Below are 12,487 nucleotides of genomic sequence, written 5' to 3'. Positions count from 1 at the left end.
CTGAATACGAAAAGCAAAAGGGTCAGACCCCTAAACTGTTATAAAGGAAGATTAATGAAATGAAAAATTTTGCAAAAGCTATACTACTTGGAATTATCGGAGCCTTCTTTTTTGCATTTAACTTTATTTTGATAAGAAGCATGAATTTGGAAGGTGGTTATTATCTATGGACAGCGGTTTTGAGGTATTTCTTTACGCTGCCGTTGATGGCTGTTCTGCTCATAAAGGGAAACGGCTTTACAAAGGTATTTCAGAGTATCTCGAAAAAGCCTGTCAAATGGTTTATCTGGAGTACTGTGGGATTTGGACTATTCTACGCACCGCTTTCAGCCGCTGCGATATATGGAGAAAGCTGGTTTACCGCAGCTGTATGGCAGTTTACGATCGTAGCGGGAGTCCTTTTGACACCGCTGTTCGGAAAGAAGGTCCCAGTTAAAAATTTACTTTGTTCCTGCGTGATCGTAGCAGGGATTCTCGTTATGCAGGCATCTAAGATCCGAATGGGAGTGCAGGCTGACTGGCCGATGCTCCTTATCACCATGGGGATTGCTGCATTTTCCTATCCTCTGGGAAACCGGAAGATGATGCAGGTGACGGAAGGAGAAGGATTAACTACGGTGCAGCGTGTATTCGGGATGACATTATGCTCTATGCCATTTTGGGGTATCTGCGCTGTGTGGTCTTACAGCCAGGCAGGCCTTCCGACTGCTTCCCAATGCTTCCAGTCCTTTCTGATCGCTTTACTGGCCGGTGTCGTAGCTACGGTCCTGTTTTTTGCAGCCACAGACCTCATGCGCCATGATCCGAAAAAGCTGGCAGTGATAGAAGCTACCCAATCGGGAGAGGTCATATTTACCGTGATCATGGGCGTGCTTATTCTGAAAGACAGCATGCCGGACGGGATGGCACTCATCGGGATCGGCATCATAGTGGCAGGGATGGTTTTAAATAGTATCATGGCATAGAATATTATTTTCAGGCAGATGTATAAGATTTCCGGCTTGGTTAATCCTATTTATGAGGTGAACATAAATGGTGAAAAAATCGATTTGGAGTATCAGTGCATCTACACAAAGGCGCGGCGCGCTAAGTGGAGATCTGACAACAGATACCGTGATTATAGGCGGAGGCCTGGCGGGCGTGCTGACTGCGCATTTCCTGGAACACTCAGGGATAAACTGCGTGATCCTGGAAGCGGACAGGATCGGAAGCGGACAGACAAAAAATACAACAGCAAAAGTGACTTCTCAGCATGGGTTGATCTATCAGGATCTGATCGAGAGTGTTGGAAAAGAACAGGCCGGACAATATGCCGCAGCCAATCAGGAGGCTATCAACAGGTATAAAATCCTGGTGGATAAATACCGGATCGACTGCCAGTGGGAAACTTGTCCGGCTTATTTGTATACCGCCAGTGATACCAGGAAGATACGGACAGAATATGAGGCGGTAAAAAGATTGGGGATCCCGGCAGAGATGACAGAGAAGACGGAACTTCCCTGTCCTGTGAAGCTGGCGCTGAAATTTGAAGATCAGGGCAGATTCCATCCCCTAAAATTTTTATACATGATTGCAGCAGGCTTAGAAATCTATGAAAATACAAAAGTAAAAGAGGTAAAAGACGATATCGTGATCACGGATCAAGGGAAGGTGCGTGCAAAGCATATCGTGTTTGCCTGCCACTACCCATTTCAAAATATCCCCGGTTATTATTTTATGAGGATGCATCAGGAACGGAGCTATGTTGTATCTGTAAAGAACGCCAAAATGATGAAAGGAATGTATTATGGGATCGATCCGGATACCCTGTCATACCGGAGCTTTGGTGAGGAGTTGTTGATCGGGGGAGGCGGCCACCGTACCGGAAAAGCGCCGACCGGAAATCCGTACGAATATCTGACGCACATGGCAGAGACTTACTGGCCGGAATGTGTGCAGACTGCCATGTGGTCGGCACAGGACTGCATGACGCTGGATCATATCCCATATATCGGACAGTTCAGCCATTCCCGCCCAAACTGGTATGTGGCGACTGGATTTGGAAAATGGGGGATGACCAGCTCCATGGTGTCTGCCATGATCTTAACAGATTTGATCTGTAAAAGAAAAAATCCCTATGCAGAAGTTTTTTCACCCCTGAGATATAATGTCCAGGCCTCTGCTGTAAACTTTATTAAGGATACAGGACATGCAGCTGCCGGCCTTTTAAAACGGGCAGCATGGATTCCAAAGGAAAAACTGGAGCAGGTGCATGCGGGAGAGGGCGCTGTTGTAGAGCATGAAGGACATAAATACGGTGTGTACAGATCCGAGGAAGGGAAAATATATGCAGTATCTGCACACTGCCCTCATCTGGGATGCCAGCTGGAATGGAACCCACATGAGAAAAGCTGGGACTGCCCATGCCATGGTTCCAGATTCGATTACCAGGGGCGTCACCTGGATGAACCGGCGCAGGAAGACATCGCGTGTCACAGAATGGAGGGGGAGTAGATGCAGCAGCAATATTTTCATGGAATAGGGAAAAAGTATCCGTATTTCGAGGGCTGGTATCTCAAGCATCAGAACCAGGGGAGGACTATCGCATTTATACCGGCTCTTCATGCAGATAAGAAGGGCGGCTGGTCTGCCTCCATCCAGGTCGTGACGGAGGATGGAGCGTGGTATTTCACGTATCCGGCAGAACTCTGCAAGATCAACAGACAAAAGTTCTGTGTTCGGATCGGGGAAAATGTTTTCTCGGAAAAAGGGATCAGGATCAAGATTGAAAGTAAGGAAATTTCCGTAGAGGGGCGGATACGGTATGGAAAATTCCAAAGGATCAAAGGAGATATTATGGGGTTCTTCCGGTGGGTCCCCTTTTTGCAGTGCCGCCATGGGATCATCAGCATGGCTCATGATCTGACAGGGAGTCTTAGGTTCTGCGGAAGTAATACAAGGGAAGAAATAATTTCGTTTACCGGAGGGCGAGGGTATATCGAGACAGATTGGGGAAGCTCCTTCCCGTCGTCCTATATCTGGAGCCAGTGTGGCTTTGGAATGGAGGAGAAAAACAGTATCATGGTGTCAGCGGCGGATGTTCCGGTGTTTGGATTCCATCTTCCGGGATGTATCTGCGCGATTCACTACAGAGGCAGGGAATTCAGACTGGGGACTTATTACGGGGCCCGGATCAAGGAATATGGCCCGGGGACTGTGACGATCACGCAGGGAATCATGACGGTCAAGGTGACAAGATTAAGCGATCACAGCTTCGCTCTGCATGCACCGCAGAGCGGGAGGATGCAGCGGATGATCAAGGAGAGCCCGTCGTGTTTGGTGCGGTATCAGTTTTGGATGGGTAGAGTGAATGTGTTTGATGTTGTGTCAGACCGGGGATCCTATGAGGAGGAACTGGGAAAATGAGGGCCAGGGGCGTTTGCCGGCCCTTTTCTTTTGCGCCCGCTCGTTGGAAATTTAGTATGGAAAAAGTTTCCATAAGATTTATGGAGTAAATAGGAATTGTTTTTATTGGAATTATTCAGATATTGGCTTATGAAAAAGCAATTGTAAAGGGATGTAATCCAGACTTACCAGAAGGGTTGGATCCTTATATTATACTTTAGTCACAAAAGGAATTCGAAGAATAAACATATCAAATAAAGTGTGTAAGTCCCCAGTGTCTGGACTTACGCACTTTTTCTATTATGGTCTGTGCCGTGGATTTAAAAGTTTCGAAATGAAAGATAATATATTTTGAAATAAAAATATTCGAAATCAATAAGCTTGACAAACGAAAATATATATGATATTCTTATGGAAACAAAGAGGAAATGAAAGTAAAAACTTTCAATTCAAAAGAAAAAAGGAGGATTTCTTATGAAAAAGAAATTAACGGCTATTTTGTTAACAGCAGCAATGGTAATCGGACTTTCGGCCTGTTCCACAGAAGACACAGGATCTGACAAGCCTGCGAAGCAGAGTGAGGCCCAGGCGAAAGATCCTTCAAAAAAAGAATTGAACTTTGTTATTATTCCGAAATGTGTACACGAATGGTTCGATGCAGTTAATCAAGGTGCCGTATCTCAGGCAGAGGTTTTGAGTGAGCAGCTGGGAGTGAAGGTAAACGCGGATTACCGGGCTCCATCTACTGCTGATGTCACTGAACAAAATACGATTTTGGAGCAGGCTGCGGCTACCAAACCGGATGGTATTGCAATTGACCCTATCGATTATGAGGGCAGTAAGACAGTAATTGAAGAGATTCAGTCTATGGGGATTCCGGTTATGTTATTTGATGCAGTAGTTGAAGACTCCGGGTTATCTTCTGTTGGTAATAATTTTAAGCAGCAGGCAATGATGGAAGCAGAGAAATTAGTAGAATTGCTTGGAGAAAAAGGCAAAGTGGCAGTAATGCATGGTGTTACTACTGCACCGACCCACATCGAAAGATATGAAGGACATATGGAAGTATTGAAGAAATATCCTGGTATCGAAATTATAGACGGAGGCGCGTCCAGCGATGATGTGCAGACGGCTCAGCAGCAGGCAGCAGCGGTTATCGCAGCAAACCCGGATCTGGACGGATATTTGTGTGTAGATGGGGCAGCGCCTATCGGAATTTCAGCAGCAATTGAGGAAGCCGGCAAGAAAGGTGACATTACATTTGTAGGTGCAGAAAATCTGGCGCAGATATTACAGTATATTAAAAACGGCACCATGGTCTGTTCTTATTCTACAATGCCTCAGATGCAGGGCTCCATGGCTATACTAATGCTGTGGCAGATGACGATGGGACAGGACATCCCGGAATTTGTAGATACCGGAATCCTATATATCGACAAAGAGAACGTGGACGAGTGGATCGATATTGTTGGAGATGGAACTCAGAAATAAGGTGTATTACTATAGGGCGGCATGACGATGGTTGTGCCGCCCGAATCATAAGACACATTCAGAGCAGGGAAGGTGAACATATGGATATATTAGAAGCGAAGCATATTACAAAGGTTTTTCCAGGTGTAAAAGCGTTAGATTCTGTGGATGTTGTTTTTCGCCAGGGAGAAGTCCATTGTATCATGGGGGAGAACGGGGCAGGGAAAAGTACACTGATTAAGTGTTTGACAGGCGTGTATACACCGGAGGAAGGGGAGGTGTTCATAGGAGGAGAATCGGCATCGAAAAACAGAAAATTATTTCAGAAAATTGCGTATGTGCCGCAGGAAATTGATTTGTTCATGGACATGAGTGTAGCGGAAAATCTGTTTATTCCATATGAAAGGTCTGGAACGCATGGTCTTGTACATAAGTCAAAGGTGGAAGAAAGAGCACGCCCGCTTCTTGAACAATTGGACATTGGAGTATCGCCGGAGGCTCTGGTCAGGGATATTCCTGTTTCCAAGCAGCAGCTTTTGCAGATAGCCCGGGCTACCGCATTGGAAGGCTGTGATGTTCTGATGCTGGATGAACCTACCACAAGTCTGACCACGAAGGACACGGACAAACTTTTTGATATTATCCATACACTTAGAAAGCAGAATAAGGCAATTATCTTCATCTCACATAAACTGGATGAAATATTTGAGATCGGAGATGTGATTACTGTTTTCTGCAACGGGAAAAAAGTTTCACATGCACCCTTGAATCAAGTGGATATTCCCTGGGTTGTAAAGCAGATGACAGGAAAGTCCATGGATGAAGTAGAATCGTATTCACCGGATAAAGTGGGGGATGAAGTGATTCTGGATGTGAAAAACCTGACAGGTGATATGTTCCACAACGTAAGCTTTTGTCTCAAAAAAGGAGAAATATTAGGATTCGCCGGTTTAGTAGGAGCCGGGCGCAGTGAAGTAATGCAGGGACTTTTGGGATATCTGCCTGTTTATGAAGGAAGTGTTACATATTATGGAAGTCCCTGGAAACTGGGAGACACCAGCTATTCCGTAAGGAAAGGACTCTTATATATTCCCGAGGAGCGCAGAGCACAGGGGATACTGGCGGACTTAAGCGTCAGGGAAAACATTTCTGTCAGTGCTCTTAAGGAGCTTAGAGGAAAACTCGGCCTATCAAAAAAGAAGGAACAGAAGCTGGCGGATAAGGTGGTAGAAGATTATGATATTAAAACACCTGATATAGAAAAGGAAATAAAGTTTTTAAGCGGAGGCAATCAGCAAAAGGCAATCATCGGACGCTCCATGAGTGCTGACCCCAGAATTTTAATTTTTGATGAGCCGACAAAAGGAATCGATATTGGTACGAAAACGGAGATATACCGTCTGATGAAAAAGCTGGCTCAGCAGCAGAGCATAGGTATTGTCCTGATATCCAGTGAATTGGATGAAATCAAAAAATGTGCCAACCGTATCATCTGTATGCATCAGGGCCGGGTGACCGGAGAATTCGGGGGCGGTACAAACAAAGAAGCTGTATTGAGTTCCATTTTGGGCTTGAATTCTAAGACAGAGGGGGAAGAAGTGAATGAATAAACTATTGAAAAACAATATTACGTTAACCACAGGTGTGCTGGTATTACTTATGGTGATAGCTACGGCTTTTTCGCCGCATTTTTTAACCTTGTTCAATCTACAGTCGGTTATGAGGGACTTGGCTTTCATCGGTATGATTGCAGTCGCACAGTCCCTTCTGCTACTGATTGGTGAGCTGGATCTCTCTGTAGGGAAAATCGCTACTTTATCAGGAGTTCTCAGCGGGATATTGATGTCTGTACTTAAGTGTAATCCTTTTCTAGCGTTTTTGATCGGACTTTTAGCAGGGACGATGCTTGGGGTCGTGAATGGGCTGTTAGTAGCAAAGCTGCGTTTGAACTCCATGGTCGCAACAATCGGGATGCAGTCTCTTTATGGCGGTATCACATTGGTATTAACAAAGGGGAAAGCAATTACAGATATATCTCCGGCCATCAGTTTTCTGGGGAAAGGCAATGTGGCAGGAATTCCCACACCCTTTATATTCGCACTGCTGATCTTGGCAATTATCCTGTTTCTTGTGAAGAAAACTAAGACAGGGCGTTATATATATGCAATCGGGAACAGCCGGGAGGCAAGCCGGATTATGGGGATCAGGGTGGAGTTTATCCGCATCATGCTATTCGGAATCGTAGGGTTTATATCAGCCCTTGCCGGAATCTTATATGTGGCACGCCTTGGTTCCGCCCAGGCCGCAATCGGCAATAATTGGCCTATGAATTCTATTGCTGCCTGCGTCATCGGAGGGATACTTCTTACAGGCGGTGTGGGAAGTCCGCTTGGGGCGTTGCTGGGGGCAGCAATCATCAGTGTGATTTCGAATGTGATTGTATTATTTGGTGTAAATGTATATTGGCAGGAGGCGGTAAACGGTATCGTTATCGTAGCTGCAATTGCATTACCATCTTTGGTTACGATTATACGCAGCAAGAAAAAATTCCATAAAGGGAATGCAGAACATTTTCAGCAAGCCGGGAAGGGGGAGGCATAATGGAACAATATTTCATCGGTATTGACTCGGGAACTACAAGTATCAAAGCTGTATTATTTGATTCAGAAGGAAATGAGATTGGAAAAGCAGCAAGAGTGCTTCATGGAATTTTTCCTGAAGAGGATCAGTACGAAGAAGACATGGAGGAAATCTGGGATAAATGTAAGGAATGTGTCCGTGAGGTTGCGATTCGCTTTCCTGAGAAAAAGGTGGCAGGTATCGGTATAACTGCTCAGGGAGATGGGCTTTGGATGGTAGATGATAAGATAAAGCCTGTGCGAAACGGCTGCTGCTTCTGCGATGGAAGGGCTGCGGAATTTGTAGATCAGTGGTGTTCTGACGGGACCTGCGATCGGTTGTTCGATCTGACGGGGACTCGGATTTTTACCGGAAATCAGAACGGGATTGTCCGCTGGATGGAAAAATATGAGCCGGAAAGCGTCGAAAAGAGTAAATATTTTCTGCACTTAAAGGATTTCCTTTTTTATCAGTTTACCGGGGAGGTAACAACAGATGCTACGGACCAGTCCCTGATCTGCATTGATCAGAAGACAGGGGAGTATCTGCCTGAGGCCTTCAGGCTCTGCGGGATCGAAAAGTATATGGAGAAGTATCCTCCGATCAGGAGCGGAAAAGAAAATGCATTTCCCGTACAAAAAAGACTGGCGGAAGAACTCTTGATTCCCGCAGATGTACTGGTCACCTCGGGACCAATGGATGTGGTCGCCTGTGCGCTGGGAAGCGGGGTGATCGAGGAGGGGCACTGCTGCTCCATCATCGGCACTGCTGCACTTCATGAAATGGTTATTCGTGAACCCTTAAAAGACGACATTAGGGCTGGGATGACTGTGACACATGCCGGGGGAGGCCGCTGGCTGCGCCTTATGGCATCTCTGGCTGGTACTCCGAATCTGGAATGGATGCTCAGCACTCTGGGCAGACAAGTAAAGGAAGATGCAGCAGCCCGGAATCAAGATGTCTACAGTTACATGGAAGAATTAATCCGTGAGGTTCCCATTGGTGCAAGAGGTTTAATGTACCACCCGTATCTGCTGGCAGGCGGAGAGCGGGCACCCTTCACAGATGCAAAGGCAAGAGCATCCTACACGGGAATCAGCGTCCGTCATACTCTTGCAGATATCGTGAGAGCTACCTATGAGGGGGTCGCATTTGCCATGCTGGACTGCTACAGGCATATGCCGCAGGATATCGCACAGGTGACAGTCTGCGGAGGCGGTGCAAACAGTGCCGTATGGTGTCAGATGTTTGCTGATATTCTGGGAACAAGAATCATCACTGTAGAAGGGGACGAACTGGGAGCAAAGGGAGTTGTCATACACAATATGGTGATCCAGGAAATCTATCAAGGCTATGAGGAAGCTGTGGAAAAGACGGTAAAACCGGACAAGAGCTACATTCCAAATGAGAAGAACCATAAAAAATATCAAAAATATTATGAATTATATCGGCAGACTTGCCAGAGGTTGATGCCGACCTGGAAGACCAGGGCAGAGTTGATCAAAGAAAGGTAGGTTATGATTGAATGACATATGAAGAAGAGCGGAATAAAATTATTGAAACCTGTCTCAGAATGCAGAAGGCAGGATATTTTCCGGGCACATGGGGCAATGTCAGCATTCGCTGTGGAGATGCCATCATCATAACTCCAAGCAGAATTTGTTATAATACCATGAAACCGGAAGATCTGACAGTCATAGATATCAACGGAAAAATAACAGAGGGGATACATCCTCCCAGTTCGGAAAAGGAGGTCCACAGACAGATATATCAGCAGCGTGAGGACGTCTATGCCATCGTACATGCGCATACGCCATATGCGATGGCGGTATCTGCCATGGAAATTGAGGCGGTCCCCTGTCTGGTGGAGGAGATGTCACAGCTTCTTGGCGGAAGTATTCCGGTTACACAGGCCTATGTCCCCGCAAAGGAACATGCAAGACTTGGAGCGGCAGCGGCAGCGGCAATTGGTAATAAAAGTGGCGTACTACTGAAAAACCATGGTCCGGTGTCCTGTGGGCGGGACATAGAAGAAGCCATACTTACGACTGAGATTATAGAAAAAGTATGTCAGATTTATCTGTCCGTGTCATGTCCGGATAAATTCTGTCCAATTCCGGAACCATATATCAGTTCCGAACGAAACCGGTATTTGTATCAGTATGGTAAGGAGAACACGTAAAAGGTGCAAAATAATGGCGAGACTTCCCATTATTGGGAGTCTGTGCTATAATAAACGCAGACTAAACGGATATGCTTACGCCGTATCTGTACACGATTCTGAACAGACACGAATAATAATAAAAATAGAAATGGAATAGCAGGGCACGTTTCATGATAAAAGCAGAGAGACAGATAAAGATAACAGAAATGCTTCAGGATGAAAAGAGGATATCAGTAAAAGCTTTAAGCAAGGCTTTAGGAGTATCGGAGGTTACCATCCGCATAGATTTGGAGCAGTTGGAGAACAAAGGTGTGTTATACAGAACCCATGGGGGCGCATCGTTAGTTCCAAAGAAAGAAGAGTCAGACAAGGACCAGAACCAAATTCAGGAGATGCTGTTTGGTGAATACCTTAAGTATGATGAACATAAGGAACATATCGGAAAGCTGGCAGCGGAATTGGTACAGGAAGGCGAATGGATTTTCATTGGGCAGGGAAGCACCTGCTACTTTGTGGCGAAGGAATTAGTAGCAAAAGATAATCTGAATGTTCTGACCAATAATCTGTGTGTAGCTGCTGTACTGGCACAGAACCCAAAATCCAAAGTGGTGGTTACTGGCGGAAGCCTGATTCATCAGCATATGTTTTTGGCCGGAGATATGCTTCTGCGCTCTCTGGAAAATATTTTTATATCCAAGGCATTTATGGGGGTCAGCGGCATAGACTTCAAAGGTGGATTCACAGTGAGCAATGACGCAGAGTTAAGAGTATATGACCGGATCAAGAATATTACACAGGAATTGATCATCGTCGCAGATACGTCTAAGTTTGGGAAGCCTACATTTATTAGTATTGGAGAGCTTTCCATGCCGGATATAGTGATCACTGACGGAAAGCTGGAAACGGAATATCTGGAATGCTTTTCGGAAAATAAGGTAAAAGTTCTCTATTAATAATGGGAATAGAAGCAGAGGATGGATAAAAATCCTCTGGCAATGAAAAGATTTGATATCCTTTGTTTGGAGTCAAATCTTTTTTTGCGTATAGAGGGCTGGTTTAACTTTCCTTTCTTACAATTTTGCAATGTAACATTGTTTTTTCGAAAGGTATGGTACAATAAAAACATCGGAGATTATATGATACAGAGGTGATGATGAATGCGGATTTTGATAATAGAGGATGATCTGACGCTGGCAAATGAGCTGGCCTTGTTATGCAGGCGCTGGGGATTTGAGGCCTTCTGTGCGAAGTGTTTTCAAGAGATACGGGAAGAATTTGTCTTTTGTCAGCCGGATTTTGTGCTGATGGATATCAACCTGCCGTATTTTGACGGGTTTTACTGGTGCGAACAGATCAGGAAAATTTCGAACGTACCGGTCCTGTTTTTGTCGAGCCGTGAACAGAATGCGGATAAAGTGATGGCAATGGCGTCAGGCGGGGATGATTATGTGGAAAAACCGTTTGATCCGGAGCTGCTTTTGTTGAAGATCCGTGCAATGCTCCGCCGTGCTTATGAATATAAGGCGAATGACAGAGAGTATCTGAACGACGGAATGTACTATGAGAACGGAATATTTGTGTGCGATGGAAAATCGGTGGAACTGACGAGATCGGAGAGTAAGATCATGTCGATGCTGCTGTCAAAACGGGGAGGTATCGTAAGCCGGGAGAAGCTAATGCAGCAGCTTTGGAATACGGATGAATTTGTGACGGATGCTTCGCTGACAGTACTGATCTCCAGACTCCGCTCTAAGCTGAATGAGATTACGGATGGTCAGGATGTGATCGTTACAAAAAAGGGAATGGGGTATTATATCGAATGAGACAGTATTGTAAAGAACGTAGAATGCCGATTCTGGCAGTATGTGTGCTGTTTGCTTCTGTAAATCTTTATCTGGTGGTCCTGTGTGCCAGCAGTATTTATTTTCCGGATTTAGTCTATCTAGATGCGATGATACTAACGATATTGATTTTGCTGGCAGCAGGTGATTATCGGAAGTGGAAAAGAATCCCCTCACTTTTAGACGTGGATGTCAGGTCAGAAAGGAGACAGGTGGAGCACATTTTAGGAAAACAGGCAGCGGATGTCTTAGGAAAGATCGAGCAGGAGTATGAGCTGGAAAAGCATTCCCTTGAAGAAAAGACGGATATTATGGCGGATTATATCACAAAGTGGTCCCATGAGATCAAGCTCCCGCTGTCAGCGCTGGCTCTGATGAATGAAAGAAATCAGGACTGGGAGCTTAAGAAAGAGATGCAGGACTGTCTGGAGAGAATGCAGCAGCTTTTGAATACGATGATGATGGGAAATAAGCTCAAGAACATGGAGAATGACATCAAGCTGGAGAAGGTCAGTCTGGAGGCCTGTGTCAATAAAGCACTGCGCAATCAGTCTTATTTCTTGATACAGGAGCATTTTCAAATAGAAAAGGAGGGCGTGGACCTCTTTGTTTACAGTGATAAGAAATGGCTGGTCTATATCCTGGACCAGCTGATCGGAAATGCAGTCAAATACAGGGATCAAGAGCCCGTGCTTCTGTTCAAGGCGAAAAGGATCGCAGCGGGAGAAACATTACTGAGCATAGAGGATCATGGAATCGGTATCGAGCCCGGGGAACTTCCTTTTCTTTTTGAAAGGGGATATATCGGGAGCAATCTCCGCAACGGAGATTATCGTTCTACTGGCATGGGGCTTTATTTTGTAAAAGAAACGGCAAAAAGGCTTGGGATCAAGATCCGGGTCTGCTCAAAACCAGGGGAATGGACACGGTTTGATCTGTATTTCCTGGATAATGCTGCTTATGTAACCTTGCAGAATTGTTAGAAATAAAAGCGGACTGTTATTTGGAT

At 45.4% G+C, this 12,487-nt stretch carries 11 protein-coding genes; all 11 read left to right on the top strand.

Annotated features, from left to right (window positions below):
• The first annotated feature begins 59 nt into the window (after positions 1–59).
• The 11 genes from AC4OGX_RS08390 (at position 60) to AC4OGX_RS08340 (ending at position 12,461) form a co-directional block, all read left to right on the top strand.
• Positions 60–965, top strand: a complete 906-nt coding sequence (locus AC4OGX_RS08390; RefSeq protein WP_493329763.1) for a DMT family transporter — start codon at positions 60–62, stop codon at positions 963–965.
• 67 nt (positions 966–1,032) lie between these two features.
• Positions 1,033–2,493: an FAD-dependent oxidoreductase gene (locus tag AC4OGX_RS08385; RefSeq protein WP_493329762.1), complete on the top strand. Its 1,461-nt coding sequence runs from the start codon at positions 1,033–1,035 to the stop codon at positions 2,491–2,493.
• Positions 2,494–3,405, top strand: a complete 912-nt coding sequence (locus AC4OGX_RS08380; protein ID WP_493329760.1) for a tocopherol cyclase family protein — start codon at positions 2,494–2,496, stop codon at positions 3,403–3,405.
• A gap of 453 nt (positions 3,406–3,858) precedes the next feature.
• Complete coding sequence (locus AC4OGX_RS08375; protein ID WP_493329759.1) at positions 3,859–4,875, top strand: substrate-binding domain-containing protein; 1,017 nt, start codon at positions 3,859–3,861, stop codon at positions 4,873–4,875.
• 80 nt (positions 4,876–4,955) lie between these two features.
• Positions 4,956–6,464, top strand: a complete 1,509-nt coding sequence (locus AC4OGX_RS08370) for a sugar ABC transporter ATP-binding protein (protein WP_493329758.1) — start codon at positions 4,956–4,958, stop codon at positions 6,462–6,464.
• Complete coding sequence (locus tag AC4OGX_RS08365; RefSeq protein ID WP_493329757.1) at positions 6,457–7,455, top strand: ABC transporter permease; 999 nt, start codon at positions 6,457–6,459, stop codon at positions 7,453–7,455. Before AC4OGX_RS08370 ends, AC4OGX_RS08365 begins: the two co-directional genes overlap by 8 nt.
• On the top strand, positions 7,455–8,987 hold the full coding sequence (locus AC4OGX_RS08360) for an FGGY-family carbohydrate kinase (RefSeq protein WP_493329755.1): 1,533 nt from the start codon (positions 7,455–7,457) through the stop codon (positions 8,985–8,987). The genes AC4OGX_RS08365 and AC4OGX_RS08360 overlap by 1 nt, the downstream gene beginning before the upstream one ends.
• Positions 8,988–8,998: 11 nt before the next feature.
• Positions 8,999–9,655 carry a class II aldolase/adducin family protein gene (locus AC4OGX_RS08355; RefSeq protein WP_493329753.1) on the top strand — a complete coding sequence of 219 codons (657 nt, stop codon included), beginning with the start codon at positions 8,999–9,001 and terminating at the stop codon, positions 9,653–9,655.
• Positions 9,656–9,807: 152 nt separating this feature from the next.
• Complete coding sequence (locus AC4OGX_RS08350; RefSeq protein WP_493329751.1) at positions 9,808–10,590, top strand: DeoR/GlpR family DNA-binding transcription regulator; 783 nt, start codon at positions 9,808–9,810, stop codon at positions 10,588–10,590.
• Between the two features lie 204 nt (positions 10,591–10,794).
• Positions 10,795–11,460 carry a response regulator transcription factor gene (locus tag AC4OGX_RS08345; RefSeq protein WP_493329750.1) on the top strand — a complete coding sequence of 222 codons (666 nt, stop codon included), beginning with the start codon at positions 10,795–10,797 and terminating at the stop codon, positions 11,458–11,460.
• Positions 11,457–12,461, top strand: coding sequence for a sensor histidine kinase (locus AC4OGX_RS08340; RefSeq protein ID WP_493329749.1), 1,005 nt, complete (start codon positions 11,457–11,459; stop codon positions 12,459–12,461). Before AC4OGX_RS08345 ends, AC4OGX_RS08340 begins: the two co-directional genes overlap by 4 nt.
• Positions 12,462–12,487: the final 26 nt, after the last annotated feature.

This window comes from Faecalicatena sp. (assembly GCF_058819085.1).
Note: the sequence above shows the minus strand (reverse complement) of the source record. Positions and strands in the feature narration are given on the sequence as shown.